The sequence below is a fragment of the Terrabacter sp. 01T434 genome, from assembly GCF_056398545.1.
In genome coordinates this window covers 178,024-200,994 of sequence record NZ_JBFTPP010000008.1, presented here as the reverse complement: position 1 = coordinate 200,994, position 22,971 = coordinate 178,024, and the positions used below count along the sequence as shown (strand labels likewise).

Annotated in this window: 20 protein-coding genes, 1 tRNA gene and 1 other RNA gene; 13 read left to right on the top strand and 9 right to left on the bottom strand. The window is 71.6% G+C overall.

All coding sequences use genetic code 11. The features are described from left to right. Window positions 1-4 precede the first annotated feature (4 nt). Window positions 5-2,593, bottom strand: a complete 2,589-nt coding sequence (locus AC1DIW_RS17410; protein ID WP_478109743.1) for a DNA polymerase III subunit gamma and tau — start codon at window positions 2,591-2,593, stop codon at window positions 5-7. A 187-nt stretch (window positions 2,594-2,780) separates the two neighbouring features. Between AC1DIW_RS17410 and egtB the strand changes: the two genes are divergently transcribed. From egtB to AC1DIW_RS17380, 6 genes are all read left to right on the top strand, one after another. Next, window positions 2,781-4,082 carry an ergothioneine biosynthesis protein EgtB gene (gene egtB / locus AC1DIW_RS17405; protein ID WP_478109742.1) on the top strand — a complete coding sequence of 434 codons (1,302 nt, stop codon included), beginning with the start codon at window positions 2,781-2,783 and terminating at the stop codon, window positions 4,080-4,082. Continuing rightward, on the top strand, window positions 4,079-5,059 hold the full coding sequence (gene egtD, locus AC1DIW_RS17400) for an L-histidine N(alpha)-methyltransferase (protein WP_478109741.1): 981 nt from the start codon (window positions 4,079-4,081) through the stop codon (window positions 5,057-5,059). Before egtB ends, egtD begins: the two co-directional genes overlap by 4 nt. 145 nt (window positions 5,060-5,204) lie before the next feature. Continuing rightward, the gene (locus tag AC1DIW_RS17395; protein ID WP_478109740.1) at window positions 5,205-5,666 is read left to right on the top strand and encodes a DUF3817 domain-containing protein; all 462 of its coding nucleotides are present in this window, start codon (window positions 5,205-5,207) and stop codon (window positions 5,664-5,666) included. 95 nt (window positions 5,667-5,761) lie between these two features. Further along, window positions 5,762-6,418 carry an ABC transporter ATP-binding protein gene (locus AC1DIW_RS17390; RefSeq protein ID WP_478109738.1) on the top strand — a complete coding sequence of 219 codons (657 nt, stop codon included), beginning with the start codon at window positions 5,762-5,764 and terminating at the stop codon, window positions 6,416-6,418. A 13-nt stretch (window positions 6,419-6,431) separates the two neighbouring features. Then, window positions 6,432-7,895 (top strand): hypothetical protein, encoded by a 1,464-nt coding sequence (locus AC1DIW_RS17385; protein WP_478109737.1) that lies wholly within the window; start codon window positions 6,432-6,434, stop codon window positions 7,893-7,895. A 48-nt stretch (window positions 7,896-7,943) separates the two neighbouring features. Further along, entirely contained in the window at window positions 7,944-9,176 is a 1,233-nt protein-coding gene (locus AC1DIW_RS17380; RefSeq protein WP_478109736.1) for a GNAT family N-acetyltransferase, read from the top strand. Between the two features lie 132 nt (window positions 9,177-9,308). Here the strand turns inward: AC1DIW_RS17380 and AC1DIW_RS17375 are convergent, their stop codons facing one another. Beyond that, window positions 9,309-10,544: an MFS transporter gene (locus AC1DIW_RS17375; RefSeq protein WP_478109734.1), complete on the bottom strand. Its 1,236-nt coding sequence runs from the start codon at window positions 10,542-10,544 to the stop codon at window positions 9,309-9,311. A gap of 156 nt (window positions 10,545-10,700) precedes the next feature. Here AC1DIW_RS17375 and AC1DIW_RS17370 point away from each other — a divergent pair, with 156 nt between their 5' ends. Continuing rightward, window positions 10,701-11,774 (top strand): LacI family DNA-binding transcriptional regulator, encoded by a 1,074-nt coding sequence (locus AC1DIW_RS17370; RefSeq protein ID WP_442279340.1) that lies wholly within the window; start codon window positions 10,701-10,703, stop codon window positions 11,772-11,774. A 24-nt stretch (window positions 11,775-11,798) separates the two neighbouring features. Here the strand turns inward: AC1DIW_RS17370 and ffs are convergent. From ffs to AC1DIW_RS17355, 3 genes are all read right to left on the bottom strand, one after another. Then, window positions 11,799-11,895, bottom strand: an RNA gene (gene ffs, locus AC1DIW_RS17365) — signal recognition particle sRNA small type. A 24-nt stretch (window positions 11,896-11,919) separates the two neighbouring features. Continuing rightward, a complete protein-coding gene (locus AC1DIW_RS17360; RefSeq protein WP_478109732.1) occupies window positions 11,920-13,248 on the bottom strand; it encodes an MFS transporter in 1,329 nt (442 codons plus the stop codon). Between the two features lie 125 nt (window positions 13,249-13,373). Then, window positions 13,374-13,461 (bottom strand) — tRNA-Ser (locus AC1DIW_RS17355). Between the two features lie 80 nt (window positions 13,462-13,541). On the opposite strand from AC1DIW_RS17355, the gene AC1DIW_RS17350 reads away from it, so the two are divergent. The 3 genes from AC1DIW_RS17350 to AC1DIW_RS17340 are packed head-to-tail and all read left to right on the top strand — an operon-like array spanning window position 13,542 to window position 16,624. After that, window positions 13,542-14,477 carry an MBL fold metallo-hydrolase gene (locus AC1DIW_RS17350; protein WP_478109730.1) on the top strand — a complete coding sequence of 312 codons (936 nt, stop codon included), beginning with the start codon at window positions 13,542-13,544 and terminating at the stop codon, window positions 14,475-14,477. 44 nt (window positions 14,478-14,521) lie between these two features. After that, the gene (gene argF, locus AC1DIW_RS17345; RefSeq protein WP_478109728.1) at window positions 14,522-15,535 is read left to right on the top strand and encodes an ornithine carbamoyltransferase; all 1,014 of its coding nucleotides are present in this window, start codon (window positions 14,522-14,524) and stop codon (window positions 15,533-15,535) included. A 54-nt stretch (window positions 15,536-15,589) separates the two neighbouring features. After that, complete coding sequence (locus AC1DIW_RS17340; RefSeq protein ID WP_478109726.1) at window positions 15,590-16,624, top strand: metallophosphoesterase; 1,035 nt, start codon at window positions 15,590-15,592, stop codon at window positions 16,622-16,624. A gap of 18 nt (window positions 16,625-16,642) precedes the next feature. Here AC1DIW_RS17340 and AC1DIW_RS17335 read toward each other — a convergent pair whose 3' ends face one another. Both AC1DIW_RS17335 and AC1DIW_RS17330 read right to left on the bottom strand, forming a co-directional pair. Then, entirely contained in the window at window positions 16,643-17,320 is a 678-nt protein-coding gene (locus AC1DIW_RS17335) for a response regulator (RefSeq protein WP_442279345.1), read from the bottom strand. Continuing rightward, entirely contained in the window at window positions 17,317-18,924 is a 1,608-nt protein-coding gene (locus AC1DIW_RS17330; protein ID WP_478109724.1) for an ATP-binding protein, read from the bottom strand. The genes AC1DIW_RS17335 and AC1DIW_RS17330 overlap by 4 nt, the downstream gene beginning before the upstream one ends. A gap of 205 nt (window positions 18,925-19,129) precedes the next feature. Between AC1DIW_RS17330 and AC1DIW_RS17325 the strand changes: the two genes are divergently transcribed. From AC1DIW_RS17325 to AC1DIW_RS17315, 3 genes are all read left to right on the top strand, one after another. Beyond that, window positions 19,130-19,939 carry an ABC transporter ATP-binding protein gene (locus AC1DIW_RS17325; protein ID WP_442279347.1) on the top strand — a complete coding sequence of 270 codons (810 nt, stop codon included), beginning with the start codon at window positions 19,130-19,132 and terminating at the stop codon, window positions 19,937-19,939. Beyond that, complete coding sequence (locus tag AC1DIW_RS17320; protein ID WP_442279348.1) at window positions 19,936-20,835, top strand: ABC transporter permease; 900 nt, start codon at window positions 19,936-19,938, stop codon at window positions 20,833-20,835. The genes AC1DIW_RS17325 and AC1DIW_RS17320 overlap by 4 nt, the downstream gene beginning before the upstream one ends. Before the next feature lie 72 nt (window positions 20,836-20,907). Next, window positions 20,908-21,978, top strand: coding sequence for an ABC transporter substrate-binding protein (locus AC1DIW_RS17315; RefSeq protein WP_478109722.1), 1,071 nt, complete (start codon window positions 20,908-20,910; stop codon window positions 21,976-21,978). Window positions 21,979-22,046: 68 nt separating this feature from the next. On the opposite strand, the gene AC1DIW_RS17310 is transcribed toward AC1DIW_RS17315, so the two are convergent. Together AC1DIW_RS17310 and AC1DIW_RS17305 are read right to left on the bottom strand one after the other, a co-directional pair. After that, on the bottom strand, window positions 22,047-22,583 hold the full coding sequence (locus AC1DIW_RS17310; protein ID WP_478109720.1) for a LytR C-terminal domain-containing protein: 537 nt from the start codon (window positions 22,581-22,583) through the stop codon (window positions 22,047-22,049). Window positions 22,584-22,628: 45 nt separating this feature from the next. Further along, window positions 22,629-22,925 carry a type II toxin-antitoxin system VapB family antitoxin gene (locus AC1DIW_RS17305; RefSeq protein WP_020145941.1) on the bottom strand — a complete coding sequence of 99 codons (297 nt, stop codon included), beginning with the start codon at window positions 22,923-22,925 and terminating at the stop codon, window positions 22,629-22,631. Window positions 22,926-22,971 lie beyond the last annotated feature (46 nt).

The following is a 22,971-nucleotide window of genomic DNA, read 5'->3' as shown; positions in this document are numbered from 1 at the left end:
ACGGTCAGTTGTCGAGCTCCTGGACGACACGGCCGCCGAGGACCTTCTCGATGACAGAACGCCCGACGTCGCCGGACTGCTCGATGTCCTCGTCGTCGTCGCTCACGGCGGAGTCGTCGGTGACTGGCTGTCGCGGCTCGTCGTCGGTCGAGCGCGCACCCCCGGCCCGCGACCGGGCCTGGGCGAACGACTGCCGCACGGCACTCGCCCCACGCACCGCCGAGTCCGTCGGCGCGTCTCCCCCGGAGGCGCCACCTGCCGAGACGCCCCCCGCCGAGGCGCCACCTGCCGAGGCGGCACCCGCCGCGGCGCCCGTGGGCGACGCAGCAGACGGCGACGCAGCGGACGGCGAGGCGGGGGCGGGCCCGGTGGCCCAGTCCGGGGCCGGACCCGTCGTCGATCCCCAGCCGGCATTGTCCTGGAGCGACCGTCCGGAGACCGGGCTCAGCCCGGCGTCGGCGAGCGCCGCGCCTCCCGACGGGGACGATCCACCGTGGCCGCCGGTCCCGGTCGGAGCGTTGCCCCCGGGGCCGGCGGCATCACCCCATGACGAACGACCCGCACCACCGTCACCAGCATCGGCGCCCCCCTGCCCGCCGTCGGCCGGACCACCCGGGGCGCCCTTGCTCGGCGGGTCGGGAAGCCCCGCGGGGACGACTCCCGGCGGTGGCGCGACCGGAGTCTGCTGCGACACGGTGTCCATGTGGATCCCGTCGACGACGGCGTCGACCCCGAGCTCGTCGATGAGCGCCTGGCGCACGATGTCGGCGTGGTTGCCCGCTCGGAAGGTCTGCGTGAGCCCGGCGGTCGCGATGCCGAGCGTCAGGGTCCTGCCGTCGAAGGCCGTGACCTGGGCGTTCTGCGAGACGAAGGTCCACGTGATGCGGCGCATCGTGAAGATGCGACCGAGGACGTTGGGCCACGCGCGCCGGATGGCGTCGGTGTCCATGCCACCGGCCGACCCAGCCTGCGTGGCTTCGCCCGGCCGCCCTGCGGCCGAGGGCGGCTCGGGCGCCGGGACCGAGGCGGCGGACGAACCCGCCGAGGGGCCCGCGCCCGACCGGACCTGCTCGGACGCACCGGCGAGGTGCTGGTCACCAGCGCTCGACTCGACGACAGCGGACGGGCCACCGACCGACTCGGCCGGCGTCATGACGGGTGGCGCACCGACCTCGGCACGCGCCGCGTCGATGCGGCCCGCATCACCAGGGCCTGGACTCGACGCCGGACCGGACGGGCCGCCGGCGGACTCGATGCCCGTGCTGCGACCGCCGCCACCCATGCCGCCGGCGGCGTGCGAGGCACCCGCACCGCCACCACTCGAGGGGGGCGTGTAGTCGGAGACCGTGCGGGGCGGAGCGGGCGCCGCGGGAGCGGACGGCGCGTGACCGGCCGGTGCCGGAGCGTCACCGCGGGCGGCGGTCGGGACTCCCCCGACGTCGAGGCGGCGCTCGAGACGGTCGAGGCGGGCGGCATACCCCTGCTCGCCGGAGGCGGCCGGCAGGAGGATGCGCGCGCAGATCAGCTCGAGCTGCAGCCGCGGGGCGGTGGCGCCGGTCATCTCGGTGAGGCCGGTGTTGACGATGTCGGCCGCACGCGAGAGCGCACCCGGGCCGAAGCCCGCCTGCTGCACGCGCATGCGCTCGAGCTGGTCCTCGGGGACGCCGCGCAGCACCTGCCCGGCGCCCTCGGGGATCGCGGCCACGATGATGAGGTCGCGGAGGCGCTCGAGCAGGTCCTCGACGAAACGGCGCGGGTCGTGGCCCGACTCGATGACCTTGTCGATCTGGCGGAAGGTGGCGGCACCGTCGCCGGCCGCCAGCGCGTCGACGGTGCTGTCGAGCAGCTCGCCGTCGGTGAAGCCGAGCAACGACACGGCGCCGTCGTAGGTCAGGCCCTCGGGACCCGAGCCGGCGATGAGCTGGTCGAGCACCGACAGCGAGTCACGCACCGAGCCGCCGCCCGCACGCGTGACGAAGCTGAGCACCCCCGGCTGGGTCGCGACGTGCTCCGACTCGAGGAGCCGCTCCATGTAGCTCGTGAGCTTGGCCGGCGGCACGAGCCGGAAGGGGTAGTGGTGCGTGCGGGAGCGGATGGTGCCGATGACCTTCTCGGGCTCGGTCGTCGCGAAGACGAACTTCACGTGCTCCGGCGGCTCCTCGACGATCTTGAGCAAGGCGTTGAAGCCCTGCGGCGTCACCATGTGCGCCTCGTCGATGATGTAGATCTTGAAGCGGCTCTGGGCCGGGCCGTAGCTCGCCCGCTCGCGCAGGTCACGGGCGTCGTCGACGCCACCGTGGCTCGCGGCATCGATCTCGATGACGTCGACCGAGCCGGAGCCACCACGGGCGAGCGCCACGCACGAGTCGCACGTGCCGCACGGGATCGGCGTCGGCCCCTGCTCGCAGTTGAGGCAGCGCGCGAGGATGCGCGCGCTCGTCGTCTTGCCGCAGCCGCGTGGCCCGCTGAAGAGGTAGGCGTGGTTGACCCGGCCCGTGCGCAGCGCCTGCATGAGCGGCTCCGTCACGTGCTCCTGGCCGATGACGTCGGCGAAGCTCTCGGGCCGATAGCGGCGGTACAGGGCGGTGGCCATGCCCGAAACCCTAACCGCCAGGACCGACGCCGGGAACGCCGACCGAAGGGCCGCCCCATCGGGGGGCGAAAGGGTGAACAGCTCCTTACGGTGCGCCGTTCCGAGGGCGGATGTCGGCGGCTGTGCCTAGGGTCGATGCACCGGCCCGTCGAGCGACCCATGCAGCGGCCGGACGGAGGAGGACACCATGCCCGACCCGACGCGGCAGCATCAGTGGGACGCCGACACGCTCGTCGCACGCTACGACGAGGTGCGATCCCACACCGAGACTCTCGCCGCCCCGCTCTCACCCGAGGACCAGACCGTCCAGTCCATGCCGGATGTGTCGCCCACGAAGTGGCACCGGGCGCACGTGACGTGGTTCTTCGAGACGTTCGTGCTCGCCGACCACGAGCCGTCCTTCACGCCCTACCAGGACCAGTACTGGTTCCTCTTCAACAGCTACTACGAGGGCGTCGGGCCGCGCTACGCCCGCGCCGAGCGCGGCTTCATCACCCGGCCCGGCGCCCACGACGTCGGCCTCTACCGCGCCGACGTCGACGACCGCATGCGCGACCTCGTGAACACCCTCGACGGCGGTTCGCTCCAGAAGCTGAGCCCGACCATCGAGCTCGGCTTCCACCACGAGCAGCAGCACCAGGAGCTGCTGCTCATGGACATCAAGCACGTGCTGTCGGTCAACCCCCTCCAGCCTGCGTATGCCGGCACCCCCCTCACGCCGTCCGCTCCCGACCCGCTGGGCTGGGTCGACGTCGAGGGCGGGCTCGTCGAGGTGGGGCACCGGAGCGGCGGCTTCGGCTTCGACAACGAGCTGCCGCTGCACCAGCAGTGGCTCGAGCCCTACCGCCTCGCCGACCGGCTCGTGACCAATGGCGAGTGGCTCGAGTTCATGGCCGACCGCGGCTACGAGCGCCACGAGCTCTGGCTCTCCGACGGGTGGGCCAGGGTGCGCGGGGAGCACTGGCGGGCGCCGTTCTACTGGCGCGAGGTCGACGGCGCCTGGTTCGAGCACACGCTGAGCGGCACCCGCCCGGTCGACCCCGGCCTGCCGGTGAGCCACGTCAGCCACTACGAGGCCGACGCCTTCGCGACATGGGCCGGCAAGCGGCTGCCCACCGAGGGCGAGTGGGAGCACGCCGTCGTCGCGGACGGGCAGGCCGAGGCGTCGACCGCCGCCGGCAACCTCGCCGACACCGAGACGTTCCACCCCCGGGCCGCCGGCCCACCGACGGGTCACCTCCGCCAGGTCTACGGCGACTGCTGGGAGTGGACGAGCTCGGCCTACCTCGCCTACCCCGGCTACCACCCGCCGGCCGGCGCCATCGGCGAGTACAACGGCAAGTTCATGTCCGGCCAGATGGTCCTGCGCGGCGGGTGCGCCCTGACGCCCCCGGGTCATGCGCGACTGTCGTACCGCAACTTCTTCCCGCCCGGCTCGCGCTGGGCCCTGTCCGGCGTCCGCCTCGCCGACGGAGGGGTCCGCTCGTGACCGCTCGTGAGCCTGTCGTGACCGTGGCCCTCGACCCGGACTGGGCTTCCGGGGCTCTCGTCGACGACGTTCGACGAGGCCTCGGATCGCAGCCCCGCTCGCTCTCGCCGAAGTGGCTCTACGACGACGTCGGCTCCGAGCTCTTCGACCAGATCACCCGGCTGCCGGAGTACTACCCGACCGAGCGCGAGCGGGCGATCCTGCGCGACCACGCCGTCGACATCGTGACCGCGTGCGACGCCACGACCTTTGTCGAGCTCGGTAGCGGCACGAGCGACAAGACCCGCACCCTGCTCGATGCGTTCGCCGCCGCCGGCAGGCTCGAGCGCTTCGTGCCGGTCGACGTCTCCGAGCAGACGCTGCGCGACGCCGCCGCGATGCTGTCCGAGCGCTACCCCGCACTGCAGGTCGAGGCGCTCGTCGGGGACTTCACCCTCCACCTCGGTCACCTCCCGCGCGGAGGTCGTCGTCTGGTGGCCTTCCTCGGCGGGACCATCGGCAACTTCTACGTCGAGGAGCGGGCAGCCTTCCTCGGGGCACTCCACGACAGCCTCGAGCCGGGTGACTCCTTCCTGCTCGGCACCGACCTCGTCAAGGGCAGCGACCGGCTCATCTCCGCCTACGACGACGGCCAAGGGGTCACCGCCGCCTTCGTCACGAACTGCCTCCACGTGCTCAACCGTGAGCTCGGGGCCGACTTCGACATCGACGCCTTCTCCTACGTGCCCTTCTGGGACCCGCGCCAGGAGCGGATGGACCTGCGGCTGAGGGCCGACATGCCGCAGCGCGTCACCATCCCCGGCGCCGACCTGACGTTCGAGCTGGCGCACGGTGAGGAGATCCGCGTCGAGATCTCGACGAAGTTCCGGCCCGAGCGCCTGCGTGACGAGCTCGCCGCGGCCGGCTTCACCGTCGAGCGCACGTGGACCGACACCGACGGCGACTTCGCCCTCACCCTCGCCCGGCGCGAGGCCTGACCCTCCCGAGTGTCCGATCGAGAGAGGAATCCGTCCGGACGAACTGCTCTTTCGATCGGGAGGGGCGGAGGGGGCAGCGGTCGAGGGGGACGTGCGGCTTGCCATACTTGGCGTTCGAGTACGACACGACGTAGGAGACGCCCGCATGGCCCCTCGCACCCTCTACCGCCGGATCGCCCTCGCGGAGGTGGTGACGTGGGCGCTGCTCCTGCTCGGGATGGTCCTCAAGTACGTCACGCGCACGACGGACCTCGGGGTCAAGGTCTTCGGGCTCGCCCACGGCGTCGTCTTCATCGCCTTCTGCCTCGTCACGGTCCTGCTGTGGGTCAACCAGCGCTGGACGGTCCGCGAGGGCCTGCTGGGTCTGCTCAGCGCCGTGCCGCCGCTCCTCACCGTCTGGTGGGAGCGCCGGCTCGAACGGCGCGGGCGTCTCGAGGGCGGCTGGCGTCTGGGACGCGACGGCGAGACGCCCACCAACCCGGCCGAGCGGGTCGTCGCGGCGCTCCTCGCCCATCCGATGATCGCCGTCGCGGTCGGCGTCGCGGCCGTGCTCGCCCTGACCGGGGTCGCGCTGGTCGTCGGTCCACCCGTCGGCCCGCAGGGCTGACTGCTCCGTGCGGTCAGCGCGTTCGGAGCCAAGCGGCATACGGTGGCTTCCGACGGCGCGACAGCGCGACGGTGTCAGCGAAGGGATGGGTGCAGATGGGTGCGGTCGCAGTGCTGGCCGGTGAGGTCCGCGCGGAGGGCGTCGGCAAGACGATCGACGAGACGACCCTGCTGCTCCCGACCGATGTCAGCGCCGACCCGGGCGAGTGCATCGTCCTGCGCGGCCCCAACGGTTCGGGCAAGACGACGCTGCTGCGGATCCTCGGCGGGCTGCTCGTGCCGAGCACCGGCACCGCGACCATCGGCGGCCGCGAGGCCGACGAGCGCGACCGAGCCGTGCGCGCTGCCGTCGCCGCCCTGCTCGGCGCCCCGACGACCTATCGCGACCTGACGCTCATCGACCACCTCGTGCTCATCGACTCGACGTGGGGCGGCGAGCCCGCGACGTCCGACGAGCGCAGCCTGGCCCTGCTGGACCGTCTCGGCATCGCCCACCTCGACGACCGCTTCCCGCACGAGCTGTCGTCGGGCCAGGAGCAGCTCTTCCGGCTGGCGCTGACCTTCTCGCGCCCGGCGAGCGTCGTGCTGCTCGACGAGCCCGAGCAGCGCCTCGACACCGGCAAGCGCCAGGTCGTCGCGGCCCTGATCGGCGAGCGCACCGAGGCCGGCGGCACGGTCGTCATGGCCTGCCACGACCCCGAGCTGACCGCGACCCTCGCGACCCGCGTCGTCGACGTCGTGCCGGCGCGCTGACCGGGGACGCGCGATGAGCAAGCGCAAGAAGCCGGCTGGCCCGCAGCCCGCACCCGAGGCACCGCCGCGCCACCCGGCATACGACCCGGCGGCACTGGTCCCGACGGCGACCGAGGTCGACTACGACGACCACGACCTGCTCGGCCAGGCCGACTGGGTCATCGGCGGTGATGCCGCGCGCAAGGCCCGGCAGCAGGGGTTGTATGCCGGCTACGTCCTCTTCCTCGGCGCCCTCGTCTACGGCCTGCCGATCGTCCAGGCGGTCTTCCGCACGTCGGACGCGAGCTCCCTCGGGGAGCAGCTGCGCTCCCCCGTGGCCATCGCCCTGCTCGTCGCCTCGGTGGCGGCCCTCCTCGGCGCCGTCGTCTTCGCCGGGCGCTTCCGCGGGCCGGTGGTCCCACCCATGCCGTGGATCGACCTCGTGCTGCCCGTCCCGCTCGACCGGGCCCTCGCCCTGCGCCGGTGGTGGCGCTACGCCGCGGTCGGCGGCCTCTTCGTCGGCGCGCTCAGCGGGCTGACCGTCGGGGCGGGGCTGGCCTTCGCCCACGTCGCCGGTCTCGGCACGATTCTCGTGACGACCGTGATCGGCACCGCGCTCGGGATCCTCGCGACGCGCCTCTGGCTGTGGTCGCAGGTCCGCTCCTGGCCCGGCCCCGACCGCGGCCTCAGCCTGTTGTGGCGCGTGCCCGACGCGCTTCGTGAGCTGCATGCCGAGTCGCTGCGCGCCCACTCGGCCAACACCTCGACGATGGCGGGGTCGGCCCTCACCGGCAACCTCCGCACGGCGCGGCTCGCCCTGACCCGACCCGTCCGCCACGGCCGCTCCGCGCGACTGCGCGCCGGCCGCCCGTTCGGTGTGCTCGTGCGACGCGACATCCTCGGCCTGCGGCGCACCCCGGGAGCCTTCCTCTCGGGTCTTGGCCTGACCGTCCTCGGCGGCGCGATCGTCACGTGGGCCTTCACGCAGCCGGCCGCCCCGAGCATCGCGGCGACGATCGGCCTGCTGCCCCTCTACCTCGGCTTCGGCGCCTGGGCCGAGGGCCTGCGCCTGCAGGCCGACAACGTCGGCACGCCCTCGCTCCTCGGCACCGGCGAGGTCACCGAGGCCGTCGCCCACGTGACGGTGCCGACCGTGCTCACGTTCGTCGTCCTCGGCGGCTGGGTGGGGGTCGCGGCGGCGCTCGGATCGCTGCCGGTCAGCGCAGGACTGTCACTGTGGCTGGTCCTCGTGCTCGTCGTCGCGGGCAACGTGCTGGCAGCCTTCCGCGGCTCACCGACATTCGTGCTCCGTCCCCAGATGGTGGCGATCTGGTATGCCGTGCCGGCCCTGACCGTCGTCCTGCTCGGCTCGATCGTCGCGGTGCTGACCAAGGCACGGAACTACACGTGGCTCTCGGTCGTGAGCTGGCTCGTCTACGCCGTCCTCGCCTGGGCGGTCTCGAAGGTCCGTCGCCTCACCTACCTCCACCGGGCCTGACCGACCACCCGGTCGCACTCGGCCTCGGCCAGTCGTTAGGTTCGGCGCATGAGCGAGCTGCGCACGCGCGATGTCGTCGACGCCGACCTCCCCGCCGTCCTGGCGATCCGCAACCGGTCCTTCGGACCGCTCGGCACCGGGGGTGACGCCTGGTGGCAACGGGTCTCGGCCGAGACCCTGGGCGGTCGGATGATCGCCGTGGTCGACGAGTCCGGCGCCGTCCTCGGCGCGGGGCGCATCCGGCCCTACGAGCAGGCCTGGGGCGGACGACACCTGCGGATGGGCGGCGTCGCCGGGGTCTACGTCGAGCCGAGCGCCCGCGGCCGAGGCGTCGCGACGACCCTGACCCGCGCCCTGATCACCCGGATGGGCGAGCTCGGCGACGTCGTGTCCTGCCTCTTCCCGACGACGGCCACCCTGTACCGGCGGTCCGGCTACGAGATCGGCGGCGTGCAGACACGGACCACGTATGCCGCCCACCTCCTCCGCGACCTCGGCACCTCCCGCACGGGGCGGGGCGGGCCGGGCGGACTCCGGCCGGCGACCCGCGCCGACGCCCAGTGGATGCACGACCTCGCCCGTGCGGCAAGTGCTCGGCACGGCGTCAGCGGACCGATGGTGCCGTCGGTCGCGGCGCTCGAGGGGACGCTCGAGCGGGACGAGCTCATCGCGTACGCCGTCGACGGTGGCTTCGTCCTCTACGACCTGTCCGAGCAGGCCGTCACGGTGGAGCACCTCGTCGCGACGACCCCGGAGGCCACCGGAACCCTGTGGGGTGTCGTCGGGTCGGGGTCGTCGGCCACGCCGACGGTGCATACCTACCTCGACCCACGGGACCCGGTCACGCTCGGGCTCGGCGGGCTGCCGGCCACGGAGGTGCGACAGATCCCGTGGATGGGGCGGGTCGTGGACCTCGGTGCCGCGTTCGATGGCCGTGGCTTCGGTCCGCACACGTCGGTCGAGGTGGACCTCCTCGTCGAGGACGCCGACGCCCCGGCGAACTCCGGCCGGTGGACGCTGGCGGTGTCAGCAGGCGTCGGCACGGCCACCCGCGCCGACGGCGGGCGCGGCGGGCACGGCGGGCACGGCGGGCACGGCGGGCACGGCGGGCACGGCGGGAGCGTGCTCCGGGTCGAGGCGCGGGGACTGTCTGCGCTGTGGTGCGGATGGTCCGTGTCGCGCCTGCGCCAAGCCGGACTCGCCACGGGCGGCACCCCCGAGGGTGACGCGGCCCTCGACGCCGTCTTCGCGGGTCAGCCCTTCATCACCGAGTACTTCTGAGCCCCACCGACCTCCCCACCCCACCGCGCACCGCCCCCCAGCCCACTGATCGAAAGAGCGATCCGTCCGTTCGGACGGATCGCTCTTTCGATCGGTGGGGGGACGGATCGCTCTTTCGATCAGGACAGCGGGTCAGGGGGTGTGGGCGCTGGGGGTTTTGGCGCTGGGGGTTTTGGCGCGCTCGGGCTCGCGGACGGCAGGGATGGCCACGAGGGCGACGACGGCCATTGCGCCGACGACGAGCAGCGAGTGAAGCACGCCGACGTGGTCACCGAGGAAGCCGAGCAGCGGCGGGCCGGCAAGGAACGCGGTGTAGCCGATCGTCGAGACGACGCTCATCCGGGCCGCGGCGCGCCTCGGGTCGTCGGCGGCGGCGCTCATCCCCACCGGGAAGCCGAGGCTCGCACCGACACCCCAGATCGCTGCACCGACGAAGGCGAGCACCGGTCCGCCGAAGACGACGAGCAGGCAGCCGACGACGGCGGAGACGAACAGGACCCGGAGCACCGGCACCCGGCCGCGCCGGTCGAGGACGCGTGTGCCGAGCAGGCGACCGGCGGTCATCGCGGTCAGGAAGACCGCGAAACCCACGACGCCGACCCAGCGCTCGAGGCCGTAGCCGTCCGAGAGCGCGACCCCGACCCAGTCGTTGGCCGTGCCCTCGGTGAAGGCGGCCGCGAGGACGACGAGGCCGATGAGCAGCGTGCGCGGCTCGAGCCAGGCGGCGCCGATACCGGCTCCCGAGCGCACCTCCGCGCCGGTCTCGTCTGTCTCCACCGACCGGGGCAGGAAGGCGCGCAGGAACCAGGGGGTCACGAGCAGGAGCAGCACGACGACGCCGACGAGGTGCGCGGCGACGGGCACGTGCAGGAACGACAGGCCGGCTCCGATGAGCGCGCTGACGACGGTGCCGGCGCTGAAGGAGGCATGGAAGTGCGGCATGATCGCGCGGCCGAGGAAGCGCTCGACCTCGGCGCCTTCGAGGTTCATCCCCACGTCGAACACGCCGCTGCCGAAGCCGACGAAGAGGAGACCGCCCATCACGACCGCCCGGTTGTCCGCGACGTCGACGCCGATCCCCACCCCGACGAGGCCGACGCTCTGGATGATCGCGGCGCCCATCAGGGTGCGGGCGGCGCCGAGGTGGTGGACGATCCAGCCCGACAGCGGCAGCCCGATGACGGAGCCGAGGGACGCCGCCAGCAGGGTCAGCCCGAGAGCTCCCGCTGACAGCCCGAGCGCGTGCTTGATGTCTGGCACCCGCGAGGCGAACGCCGCGAAGGCTGCCCCGTTGATGGCGAAGGCCGCGAAGACGGCGGTGCGGGCCACTCGGACGGAGGTGGCCGGCGGAGCGCTGGCGACGGACATGGAACAAGCCTCTCAGGGGGACGGCGGCCCGAGCAGTGGCGAGCGGCACGCTTCCCGTGCGGCCGGCCACCTCGTCGGCAGTCGACGGTCGATCGATGGTGGGGTGCGAGACGTTCGAATCGATTCGACTCGAAACGTTTCGATAGCATGCCTCCCATGGTTGCCCGAGGTCAAGCCCGCCCGACGCTCCGCGATGTGGCCGAGCGCGCCGGCGTGTCGGTGTCGACGGCCTCCCTCGTGTTCAGCGGCAAGGGCCCCGTCGCCGAGGCGACCGGCGAGCGCGTCAGGGCAGCCGCCGCAGAGCTCGGCTTCACCGGGCCCAACCCGCTCGCCGCGTCGCTGCGCCAGGGAAGATCGGGCGCGATCGGCGTCCTCGTCGAGGGCCGTCTGCGCATGGCGTTCCGTGACCCGTTCGCCATCGCCGTGCTCGACGGCCTGGCCGAGGTGCTCGAGGCGGTCCCCACCGGCATGCTGCTCATCGGGCAGCCCCGCGACGACGGCGAGTCCGTCGTGCCGCAGCTCGCGCCGCTCGCCCTCGACGCCGTCGTCTTCTCGCTCTGCGGCCCAGGCGAGAACCCTGCGGTCGAGCACCTCGCCGCCCGCGGCATACCGATGTTCAGCACTGGCGTGCCGAGCGACCGCCGGATTACCCAGGTGCGCATCGACGAGCGTGCGGCCGGGCGCGCCATCGCCGAGCACGTCCACGCACTCGGTCACCGCCGGGTGGCCCACGTCGCCATGCCGATGCTGCCGACGAGTGGGGCTGGTCCCGTGCCCGACGACGAGGTGCAGGTCGACGAGGCGCACGTCCCGAGCGTCGGTCGCCTGCTCGGCTTCCGCGACGTCTTCGGGCCGGACGCCCCGGCGGTCCAGACCAGCGACGGGTCGTCGTTCGAGGGCGGCTCGATCGCAGGTCGCGCCCTGCTCGACGTGCCTGAGCGCACCCGGCCCACCGCCGTCGTCGCCCAGTCCGACGTCATTGCCGCCGGCGTCATCCACGCCGCCGAGGAGCTCGGCCTACGCGTCCCGGAGGACCTCAGCGTCACCGGCTTCGACGGCGTCGACCTGCCGTGGCTCCCCCACCGGCTGACGACGATGGACCAGCACGGCCGCGAGAAGGGCCGCATCCTCGGCACGCTCGTGCGCAGACGGCTCGACGGCACGAGACCCCGCAGCGTCACCCAGCCCGTCGAGCTCCGGGTCGGCACGACCACCGCTCCCCCGCGCTGAGCGACCACCGCAGGCGACCGCAGAAAAGAAGACACCCCGCGTACCTGGAAGAGCTCTCCTACCCTTGCTGCATTCCTGCCCTGGGGGAGTTCGGAGAGGTACCACCACGCGGGGTGCCGACGGCCAGTGTATGCCGCAGCCGACGTCAGCCGGAAATCGCCCTGTCCGCCGTGGCCGACCCGGCAACGGCGACCGGTTCCGCCTCGTGCACGCCGTTGACGTGCGGCGGCAGGTGCCGCTCCACGACGAGCGCGATGACGGCGAGCACCACGCAGCCGCCGACGAGGAAGCCGACGTAGACGAGGCCCAGGTCGCGACCGACGAGGACGCTCGAGACGACCGGTCCGACGACGAAGGCCACCGAGAACATCAGCGAGCTGAGCGCGTTGTAACGTCCGCGCAGGTGGTCGGGCGCGAGGTCGTTGACCATCGCGGCGCTCGTCGGTTGGAGCATCGTCTCGCCGAGACCGAAGACCCCGGCGCACGCGGCGAGCAGGACCGTCGCCGTCACCGTGCCCGGCACGAGGGACGTCGCCCCGAGCAGGGACCACGCCACCATCCACGTGAAGGCCATGACGACGGTGACGCGCGTGCGGCGCTTGCCCTCGATGCGCTGCAGCACGAAGAGCTGCAGGACGACGATGACGACGGTGTTGGCAGCGAAGGCATAACCCAGCCCCTCGGTCGAGATCTGCCCCTCGGCTCGCGCGTAGGCCGGCATCCCGGCGTTGAGCTGGGGGTAGCTGACGAGGGCCGCGACCGCGACGAGGAGCAGCAGCGCCCGCAGCTGGGGGTCGCTCAGCAGCGTCAGGTAGGAGACCTTTCCGGATCCCGCGTCGGCAGGCCGCTCCACCCGGTCGCGGGCATGGCGCAGCGCGACGAGCAGGATGAACAGCCCCGGCACGTAGCTGAGGGCGTCGAGGAGGTAGATCGTCACGAAGGTGCCCGGCCGCGAGACGTCCACGAAACGGCCACCGACGATGCCACCGATGCCGATGCCGAGGTTGAGCAGCGTGAAGTTGATCCCGAAGTAGCGCTGTCGCTGCTCGGTCGGGATGAGGTTGCCGATGAGCGCGCTCGAGGCCGGCCACACGATGCCGAAGCCGTAGCCCATCAGCACGAGCGCCACGGCCGCCTGCCCGGTCGTCGTCGCGAGCGCCAGGAGGACGTCGGCGACGAGCAGCGCGACGAGGCTGCTCGCATAGACCCGACGCGGTCCGATGCGATCGATGAGCGCCCCCGCCGGCGTGACGAGCACGATGCCGACACCGGCCTGGAGCGCCAGCAGCAGGCCCACCGTCTCGAGCGGGATCCCGCGCACCTCGTGGAGGTAGACGACCATGAACGGCAGGACGAGGCCCGTGCCGATCGACTGGAAGACGACGGTCGAGATGAGCAGCTTGCCCTCGCGCGGCAGGTCGTGCCAGAACGAGGACAGCCGCGGTCGGGTCGGGGCAGGGCTGGTCGAGCTCACCGGGGCAGTCTGCCGCGCCGCACCGACATCCGTCGCCCGCCTTTCGGGCCGTCCGCCCAGGGGGGAGATGGACGCCGGACGCAGATGGCCCCGCTGCGCTGCGCGCGGCGGGGCCATCTGTCCTGTGGCGGAGGATGGGGGATTTGAACCCCCGAGGGTTTTATCCCAACACGATTTCCAATCGTGCGCACTAGGCCACTATGCGAATCCTCCGTCGGGCAGGCTACCCGAGGCGCACCCCGCACATGAAATCGGCGTGCGCGACGACGCGGACCAGAGCACACTCGCCCCGCATGCCGCGCCCCGACCTCGTGCCTCTCGACACCGACGTCCGCTGGATCCACGGCTCCCCCTCGCCCCGACGGCTCACCGACCCACCCCTGCAGGTCCACGCCCTCGCGCCAGGCACCGTCCTCATCCGACAGAGCAAGGACGTCACCTTCGAGGCGCCGTTCATCCTGCTGCTCCTCGGCGAGCGCCGCGCCCTGCTGCTCGACACGGGCGCCGTCGACGGCACGACGCTGCGCGGGACGGTCGACCGGCTCGTCGCCGACTGGCTGTCCACGCGCACCCCGCCCGACGCATACGACCTCGTCGTCGCGCACACGCACGGACACGGCGACCACGTCGCGGGTGACGCGGCCTTCACCGATCGTCCGCACACGACGGTCGTCGGTCACGACGCCGACGCCGTGCGCGCCTACTTCGGGATCTCCGACTGGCCCGCCGAGGTCGTCACCCTCGATCTCGGCGGCCGCACCCTCGAGGTCTTCGGCATCCCCGGCCATCACGAGGCCTCGATCGCGGTCCACGACCCGATGACCGGCCTGCTGCACACGGGTGACACGGTCTATCCCGGTCGCATCTACGTCGACGACCCCACCGCCCTTCTGGCGACGCTCGACCGGCTCGTCGCCTTCGCCGAGCAGCGCGACGTCCAGCACGTGCTCGGCTGCCACGTCGAGATGACGCGCACCCCCGGCCGCGACTACCCGCTCGGCTCGCGCTACCAGCCCGACGAGCCGTCGCCCTTCATGACCGTCGCGCAGCTGCGCGCGGTCCGCGACGCCTTCCAGACCGTGGCCCGCCGCCCCGGCATCCACCGGTTCGACGAGGTCGTCTTCTGCGTCGGCGAGGGGCCCCGCGTGGTCGTGCCCCTCCAGTCTCGTGCCCTTGTCGAGCAGCTCCGCTGGCGGCTCGGCCTGCTCCGTCGACGCCCGGGCACCTGAGACCGGATTGCCGCGCGTCGACGACTCCTGAAACCATCACGTCCATGTCGCTCGCCGCACTCCACCGCCGCAACCTGCTCAAGGAGATCGACCTGACGCCCGACGAGTTCCGGGCGCTGCTCGACCTCGCCGCCGAGCTCAAGGCCGCCAAGCGGGAGGGCCGCGAGGAGCGACGCCTGACCGGCAAGAACATCGCGCTGCTCTTCGCCAAGACCTCGACCCGCACCCGCTGCGCCTTCGAGGTGGCCGCGGCCGACCAGGGCGCGAGCACGACCTACCTCGACCCGATCGGCTCGCAGATGGGCCACAAGGAGTCGGCCAAGGACACCGCCCGCGTGCTCGGCCGCTTCTACGACGGAATCGAGTACCGCGGCTCGGGCCACGGCGTCATCGAGACGCTCGGCGCCTTCGCGGGCGTCCCGGTGTGGAACGGCCTCACCGACGACTGGCACCCGACGCAGTCCCTCTGTGACGCGCTGACGATGCGCGAGCACGCCGGCAAGCCGGACGACCAGATCGCGTACGCCTACGTCGGCGACGCCCGCTTCAACATGGGCAACTCGCTGCTCGTCACCGGCGCCATCCTGGGCATGGACGTGCGCATCGTCGCGCCACGGTCGCTGTGGCCCGCCGACTCCGTCGTGGCCATCGCGAGGAGGTATGCCGCCGAGACCGACGCGCGGGTCACGCTCACCGAGGACGTGGCCGAGGGCGTCCGCGGTGTCGACTTCGTCCACACCGACGTGTGGGTGTCGATGGGCGAGCCCAAGGAGGTGTGGGCCGAGCGCATCGAGCTGCTCACGCCGTACCAGGTGAACGCGGATCTCCTTGCGCTGACGGGCAATCCGCGGGTCAAGTTCATGCACTGCCTCCCTGCCTTCCACGACCTCGAGACGGCGGTCGGCATGGACGTGCACGAGCAGTTCGGGCTCAAGGAGCTCGAGGTCACCGACGACGTCTTCGAGTCAGAGGCGTCGGTGGTCTTCGACCAGGCCGAGAACCGCATGCACACCATCAAGGCGCTCATGGTCGCCACCCTGGTGCAGCTCGACGCCTGACGTTCACCCGTTCGTGGTGGTGGCGGCCGCGCGCCATGCGGCATAACGGCTGTCATGCACCTTTCGCGCACCCCAGCCCTCGCGGCCGTCGCCGCCTCGCTCGTCGTCCTCTCCGCCGCAGCGGCCGCCGCATCGCCCGGCGACGCGGCCGGCCAGGGCAAGGACGGCCACTACCGGTTCGCCGTCATCGGCGACCTGCCCTACGGTGACGCCCAGGTCGCGGCCCTCCCGCGGTGGGTCGACCAGATCAACGCGACGCCGGACCTGTCGTTCACCATCCACGTCGGCGACATCAAGAACGGCTCGACGCAGTGCACCAACGAGTACTTCAGCATGATCCGCACGCAGTTCGACCGCTTCACGATGCCACTCGTCTACAGCCCGGGCGACAACGAGTGGACCGACTGCCACCGCACCAACAACGGCACCTACGACCCGCTCGAGCGCCTCGCTGCCATCCGGTCGACCTTCTTCACCCAGCCCGGCCACACGCTCGGCGCCGACATGACGGTGGCGTCGCAGGCCGCGGCCGGCTTCCCGGAGAACGTCTCCTTCCGCCGGCAGGGCGTCGACCTGGCGACCCTCCACGTCGTGGGCAGCAACAACGGGCTCCTCCCCTGGCCTGAGCTCGGCCACACCTCGCCGACGCCGGAGCAGGTCGACGAGGAGCGAGCCCGCATGGACAGCGCTGTTGCACAGGTTCGCTCGGCCTTCGCCGGCGCGCGTCAGCGTCACGACCGAGCCGTCGCGCTCTTCCTCCAGGCCGACATGTTCGACCCGACGTATGCCGTGACGTGGGCCGACGACTCGGCCTTCCAGCCGCTCGTGCGCGAGCTCGTCACCCAGTCGGACGCCTTCGACGGCGAGGTCTACCTCTTCAACGGTGACAGCCACGTCTACAACTCCGACAAGCCCCTGGCGGCCGGTTCGCGGTGGCTCGACTTCTACGGCGTGCAGGGCTCCGCGGACAACCTGACACGCGTCACCGTCGACGGCTCGAGCAACAACACGGACTTCCTCGAGGTCACCGTCAACCGCCCGGGAGCCGAGCACGTGCTCTCCTGGCAGCGGGTGCCCTACACGTCCTGACCTTTACCGGGCCAGGGGTCAGCCGCGGCGAGGCACGTAGCGGTGCTCGGGGCGTCCCGTCGAGCCGTAGGCGAGGTCGAGGTCGAGGAGCTGCTTCTTGACGAGCCCGGCCAGGTAGCGCTGCGCCGTCGGGCGGCTCGCGCCGAGGAGCTCCGCGACCTCTGCCGCCCCCACCGGGGCCTGCGCCGCCGTGACGATCTCGAGAACGCGCGCCATCGTCGGCTGCAGCGCATGGGTCGCCGTGGCGCGCCGGGGCGGAGCGCCCCGGAGGCCGTAGAGGACGTCGACGACGTGCTGGTCGGCCTCGGGCGCCCGGTCGATGCGCTCGGCCCAGGCCCGATAGCCCTCGAGCTGCTCGCGCAGCGCGGCGAAGCTGAAGGGTTTGACGAGGTAGTAGAAGGCCCCCAGCTGCATCGCGGTGCGCACCGAGTCGATGTCGCGGGCCGCGGTGACGAGGAGGAAGTCAGGCACCTGCGCACCGGAGGCGGCGATCTGCCGCACGAGGTCGAGCCCGCTGAAGTCCGGCAGGTACATGTCGAGCAGGAGCAGGTCGGGCTCGGTCGCCGCGACCAGCTCACGAGCCTCGGCGCCGGTGTGCGCCTCCCCGACGACCGAGAAGCCCGGCACCCGGGCGACGCTCAGGGCGTGGGCGCGCGCGACGTGGTAGTCGTCGTCGACGACGAGGACGCGGATCATGACACTCCTTGACGGACCCGTAGCGGTAGGTGGACCTCGAAGCGTGCGCCGGCGGGAGAGCTCGCCCCGATCGTGCCACCGGCCCGGGTGACCAGCCGGTGCACGAGGGCGAGCCCCACCCCTCGACGCATGGCACCTCGAGGCTGCTTCGTCGAGTAGCCGTCGAGGAAGACGTCGTCGAGCCGGTCGTCCGGGATTCCTGGCCCCGTGTCGGTCACGGTCAGCACGAGGGTGTCGTCGGAGCAGGTGAGTAGGACGACCACCTCGCCCCGGGGATGCGTCCCCGCGGTCCGGGGGTCGTCCGCCACCGCGTCGACGGCGTTGTCGATGAGGTTGCCGAGCACCGAGACGAGGGGGAGGTGCTCGTCGTGTCCCGCCTCGAGCCGGCTCGCCGGGTCCAGACGCACGACCACGTCCCGCTCCGCGGCGATGGTGGTCTTGGCGAGCAGCAGGGCCGCCACGACGGGTGATCCGACGCGGGCCCGGATCTCCTCGCTGACGAGGGCCGTCTCCGCCTGGAGCTCGCGGCTGTAGCGGGTGGCCTCGTCGACCTCGCCGAGCTCGAGCAGGACTGACAGCACGTGCAGGCGGTTGGAGAACTCGTGCTCCTGCGCACGCAGCGCCGTCGAGAGCCCCTCCATCGAGTCGAGCTGGCGCATCAGCGCCTCGAGCTCGGTGCGGTCGCGGATGGTCACGACCCAGCCCGCGTTGCGCCCGCCGACGAGCACCGGCATCCGGTTGAGCACGAGCAGGTGCTCGTCCGTGACCGCGACGACGTCGACGCCGCCGACCTCCCCGGTGATGACCCTGCGCAAGCGGCCGTCGGGGACGACGTCCTCGACGCGCTGACCGAGCCCGATCGACTCGATGCCGAGCAGGCGCCGCGCCTCGTCGTTGAGCACGTTGATGGCGCCCTTGGCGTCGACGGCCAGCACGCCTTCCCGTATGCCGTGCAGCATCGCCTCGCGCTCCTGCACCAGCGCGACGATCTCGGCCGGCTCGACACCGAACGTCACCCGTTTGATGGCGCGTGCGAGCAGGAGCGAGGCCGCGACGCCGAGGGCGAGGGCGACCGCCGCATAGAGGGCGATGTCGAGCACCTCTGCCGTCAGCCGGACCCCGACCTCGGACTCGAGGATTCCCACGGACACCTCACCCACGGTGCGCCCCGAGGCGTCGACGATGGGAGCGCGGGCGTTGGCGGAGCGACCGAGGCTCCCCTCGTCGATGCCCGTGTGCACCTGCCCGTCGAGGGCCACCACGGGCTCCTCGATGCGCTGCCCGATGAGGGCCGGGTTGGGATGGGAGTAGCGCAGCCCCGTGCGGTCGATGATGACGACGTAGGAGGCGCCCGTCGAGGCCCGCACCTGCGACCCGAGGGCCGGCAGCACGTGGGACGGGTCGCCGTCCACGACCTCCCGGGCGACCTGCGGCACCCGGCCGAGGGTCACCGCGATCCCGCTCGCCTGCTCGATGGCGTGCGCATCGGCGGTCTGTGACGTCAGGCGCGCGAAGAGCGCGAAGCCGACGGCGAGCGTGACCACGACGATCCCGAGCACGGCCAGCAGGATCCGGGCGGCCAGCGTCCTGCCCAGTCGCGGCATACGCCTCCTCCGCTCCTGCCCGCCCCGCCCCGTCGTGGCGCGTGGTCCGGTGACGCCGACGTCGGCGTCGCCACCAAGCATGGCTGAGCAGATTGCACAAAACCATCTCTATCGCGGCTATCGGCGGCAACGAGCACAAGCATTCCGGCCGGACGTGGCCCGCTCCTACGGTGACGCAACTCAACGAGGAGAAAGGGCGGGGCCAATGGCGGCCATCGAGCTACGCAACGTCACCAAGAAGTTCGCCACGGCGGACGGCGGGACCTACACCGCGATCCAGGACCTGTCGCTGACCGTCGAGGACGGGCAGTTCTGCGCCGTCGTCGGGCCCACCGGCTGCGGCAAGTCCACGACGCTCACCCTCATCTCGGGGCTGGAGCGCCCGTCCCGCGGTGAGGCCTTCGTCCACGGCGAGCCGGTCCAGGGCATCGACACGGGCACCGGTTTCGTCTTCCAGCAGGATGCCGTCTTCCCGTGGAGGTCGGTCCTCGACAACGTCGCGGCGGGCCCGATCTACCGCGGCCAGAGCCGGACCGAGGCCGCCAAGCTGGCCCGGGACTGGCTGCGCCGCGTCGGTCTCAGCGGCTTCGAGGACCGCTACCCCCACCAGCTGTCGGGCGGGATGCGCAAGCGGGTCGCCCTCGCACAGTCCCTCATCAACCAGCCGCGCGTCCTGCTCATGGACGAGCCCTTCAGCGCGCTCGACGTGCAGACCCGGTCCATCATGTCGACCGAGCTGCTGCACCTGTGGGACCAGACGAAGCCGGCCGTCGTCTTCGTGACGCACGACCTCGAGGAGGCCATCGCCCTCGCCGACAAGGTCGTCGTCATCACCGCCGGTCCCGGCACGGTCAAGGCCGAGTTCGAGATCGACCTGCCGCGACCACGGGTCGTCCAGGAGATCCGCTTCGACCCGCGCTTCACCCGCCTCTACGAGCAGATCTGGGAGGCGCTGCGCGCCGAGGTCGCCGAGGCGTACGCCCGCACGACGCGCGTGGCGGAGGTGGCGTCATGATCGACACCCCCACCCAGAGCGACGGATCCCTCACCGCCCTGGCCGCACAGTTCCCGCCCGAACGGGCGATGACCGGCACCTCCACCCGTGCCCGCGCGAACCGCCGCCGCGTCGTGCTGGCCGGCATGCGGCTCGGCATCGTCGTCGTCCTGCTCGTCGGCTGGCAGCTCTGCGTCAACGCCAAGATCGTCGACCCCTTCTTCTGGGGCGAGCCCAAGGGTGTGTGGGCGGACCTCGTCGACTGGTTCACCGTCGGCACGAGCCAGGGGTCGCTCGCCGACCAGATCCTCGTCACGCTCGAGGAGGCCGTGCTCGGCTTCATCATCGGCTCGATCCTTGGCGTCGTCTGCGGCATCGCCCTCGGCCGCGTCCGGGTGCTCTCCGAGCTCTTCGCCCCGTTCCTCAAGGCCGCGAACTCGATCCCGCGCATCATCCTCGGCTCGATCTTCACCGTGGCCTTCGGCTTCGGCATCCAGTCGAAGGTCATCCTCGCCGTCGTCCTCGTCTTCTTCGGCGTCTTCTTCAACGCCTTCCAGGGCGCCCGCGAGGTCGACCGCAACCTCATCGCCAACGCCCGCCTGCTCGGCGCCTCCCGCTGGCAGGTGACACGCGACGTCGTGCTCCCCTCCGCCTTCACGTGGATCCTGGCGAGCCTGCACATCAGCTTCGGCTTCGCCCTCATCGGCGCCCTCGTCGGCGAGATCCTCGGCGCCAACCAGGGCCTCGGGCTGCTGATCCGCTCGTCGCAGAACAACTTCGACATGAACGGGGTGCTGGCCGGCATGGTCCTCGTCGCCGTCATCGCCCTGACGGCGGAGGCACTCATCACCGTCCTCGAGCGGCGCCTGCTGCGGTGGCGCCCCCCGCAGACCCATGGAGGTGCGGCCGTCGAGTAGCCCCCGCATCCCACCAGCACCTCAGCACCTCAGCACGCACCCATCACGCAACAGACTCAAAGGAGAGTTCCCATGAACACCAAGCGCATCGGCGCAGCAGGCGCTGCCTTCCTCGCCGCCACCACGATGGCCGCCTGTGCCAACAACGCGTCGGGCTCCACGACGGCCGCCGGCGCCGGCGCCGCCACGGTCGACGCGAGCGCACCCACCGTGACGATCATGGTCGGCGGCATGAGCAAGCAGATCTACCTGCCCTTCATGCTGGCCAAGCAGCTCGGCTACTACGCCAAGGCCGGGATCAACGTCAACCTCGTCGACGAGCCCGCGGGCGGCGACGCCACGCAGAACATGCTCGCCGGGCAGGTGCAGGGCGTCGGCGGTTTCTACGACCACAACATCGCCCTCCAGGCGCAGGGCAAGTCGTCCGAGGCCGTCGTGTCGATGCTCCAGATCCCCGGTGAGGTCGAGCTGTGCCGCAGCGACCTCAAGGGCGCCGTCAAGAGCCCGGCCGACTTCAAGGGCCGCTCGCTCGGCATCACCGACACGGGCTCCTCGACCGACTTCCTGACCCAGTACCTGAGCAAGAAGAACGGCGTGGACCCCTCGCAGGAGACCCGTCGCGGCGTCGGCGCCGGTCAGACCTTCATCGCCGCGATGAAGCAGAAGGCCATCGACTGCGGCATGACGACGGAGCCCACTGTCTCGCAGGCAGTTTCAGACGGCACGGCCTTCATCCTGCTCGACATGCGCACGGCCGAAGGCTCCAAGGCCGCACTGGGCGGCACCTACCCGGCGACCTCGCTCTACATGCCGACCGACTGGGTCAACAGCAACAAGGCGACGGTGCAGAAGCTCGTCAACGCCTACGTCTCGACCCTCGCCTGGATCCAGCAGCACGACGGGGCGGCGATCGCCGACAAGATGCCCGCGGCGTACTACAAGGGCGTCGGCAAGGACGCCTACGTCAAGGCCCTCAACAGCGAGAAGGGCATCTTCAACCCGACCGGCCTCATGCCGGAGGACGGCCCCAAGACGTGTCTCGCGGTCCTAGGCGAGTTCAACCCGAAGGTCCAGGGCAAGAGCATCGACCTGGCCAAGACCTACACGAACGAGTTCGTCAAGGCCGCGACCTCGGTGGGCTGACCCCGAACCCCCAACTGGGAGGATGCCGTCCGGCGCGGTCCGCGCCGGACGGCATCGTCACGTCCGGGTCAGTTCTGGGCCGTCCCGGTCGGGCACTGGCGAAGCGTCTGGGTCGGGGTGGGGACGACCGGGACGTTGCCGAAGCTCTTCCAGCCCTGGCCCACGACGAGGTCGATGGTGTCGCCCTTGCGCTTGTCGTCGACGAGAACGGCCTGCGGCACGTGGCTCTTGACCAGCTCCGCCGACGCGGCTCCCTCGGAGCCGAAGCGGATCTGGGCGGTCTGCGCGATGGTCGCCTTCAGCGGGTCGTTGCCGACCGCCTTGACCTTGAAGCCACGCTCGGTCGCGGTCTTGGCGACCGCGGCGGCCAACCCCCGGCGCGACGTCGAGTTGTAGACGTTGAGGCTCACGTCGGCCGGCTCGAGCGGCACGACCGGGGCCGCCGTCGTGCACGGCGTCGGCTTGGGGGCCGTGTCGCGGAAGTACGTCGACGCGTAGTAGAACGCACCGCCCAGGCCGAGCAGGACGACCACGATGACGATCGCCGATCGGCGTTGACGTCGCACCCGGTACCTGCGGTCGTCCTGGTCAACGACCTCCGACATCCACGCTCCTTCGTTCGTCAGCCCCCCTGGCCGGGCGGCTCTGTGTCAGGAGAGTACGAGGACTCGGGCGTGAAGGACAGGTCTCTGCTGCAGCGCGGCGCGAAGAGCTCGGTGCAGCCCGTCCTCGAGGTAGAGCTCGCCCTCCCACTCGACGCAGTGGGGAAAGAGGTCGCCGTAGAACGTCGAGTCGTCCGCGAGAAGGCCGCGCAGGTCGAGCGTGCTCTTGGTCGTGATGAGCTCGCCGAGCTGCACCACCCGTGGCGGGACGTTCGACCAGTCCTTGGTCGTCTCTAGTCCATGGTCGGGGTACGGGCGGGAGTCGCCGACGGCCTTGAAAATCACCGGGACAGCATAGACATCGAACGTGAACACCCGAGGCTAGAGTGCG

What these genes read in the sequence shown, in the direction of transcription:
- AC1DIW_RS17385 (WP_478109737.1), top strand. Translation starts at nt 6,432, where the DNA reads ATGAGCAAGCGCAAGAAGCCGGCTGGCCCGCAGCCCGCACCCGAGGCA.
- AC1DIW_RS17370 (WP_442279340.1), top strand. Translation starts at nt 10,701, where the DNA reads ATGGTTGCCCGAGGTCAAGCCCGCCCGACGCTCCGCGATGTGGCCGAG.
- AC1DIW_RS17340 (WP_478109726.1), top strand. Translation starts at nt 15,590, where the DNA reads ATGCACCTTTCGCGCACCCCAGCCCTCGCGGCCGTCGCCGCCTCGCTC.
- egtB (WP_478109742.1), top strand. Translation starts at nt 2,781, where the DNA reads ATGCCCGACCCGACGCGGCAGCATCAGTGGGACGCCGACACGCTCGTC.
- argF (WP_478109728.1), top strand. Translation starts at nt 14,522, where the DNA reads ATGTCGCTCGCCGCACTCCACCGCCGCAACCTGCTCAAGGAGATCGAC.
- AC1DIW_RS17325 (WP_442279347.1), top strand. Translation starts at nt 19,130, where the DNA reads ATGGCGGCCATCGAGCTACGCAACGTCACCAAGAAGTTCGCCACGGCG.
- AC1DIW_RS17310 (WP_478109720.1), bottom strand. Translation starts at nt 22,583, where the DNA reads ATGTCGGAGGTCGTTGACCAGGACGACCGCAGGTACCGGGTGCGACGT.
- AC1DIW_RS17330 (WP_478109724.1), bottom strand. Translation starts at nt 18,924, where the DNA reads ATGCCGCGACTGGGCAGGACGCTGGCCGCCCGGATCCTGCTGGCCGTG.
- AC1DIW_RS17350 (WP_478109730.1), top strand. Translation starts at nt 13,542, where the DNA reads ATGCCGCGCCCCGACCTCGTGCCTCTCGACACCGACGTCCGCTGGATC.
- AC1DIW_RS17380 (WP_478109736.1), top strand. Translation starts at nt 7,944, where the DNA reads ATGAGCGAGCTGCGCACGCGCGATGTCGTCGACGCCGACCTCCCCGCC.
- AC1DIW_RS17390 (WP_478109738.1), top strand. Translation starts at nt 5,762, where the DNA reads ATGGGTGCGGTCGCAGTGCTGGCCGGTGAGGTCCGCGCGGAGGGCGTC.
- AC1DIW_RS17315 (WP_478109722.1), top strand. Translation starts at nt 20,908, where the DNA reads ATGAACACCAAGCGCATCGGCGCAGCAGGCGCTGCCTTCCTCGCCGCC.
- AC1DIW_RS17320 (WP_442279348.1), top strand. Translation starts at nt 19,936, where the DNA reads ATGATCGACACCCCCACCCAGAGCGACGGATCCCTCACCGCCCTGGCC.
- AC1DIW_RS17335 (WP_442279345.1), bottom strand. Translation starts at nt 17,320, where the DNA reads ATGATCCGCGTCCTCGTCGTCGACGACGACTACCACGTCGCGCGCGCC.
- AC1DIW_RS17375 (WP_478109734.1), bottom strand. Translation starts at nt 10,544, where the DNA reads ATGTCCGTCGCCAGCGCTCCGCCGGCCACCTCCGTCCGAGTGGCCCGC.
- AC1DIW_RS17410 (WP_478109743.1), bottom strand. Translation starts at nt 2,593, where the DNA reads ATGGCCACCGCCCTGTACCGCCGCTATCGGCCCGAGAGCTTCGCCGAC.
- AC1DIW_RS17395 (WP_478109740.1), top strand. Translation starts at nt 5,205, where the DNA reads ATGGCCCCTCGCACCCTCTACCGCCGGATCGCCCTCGCGGAGGTGGTG.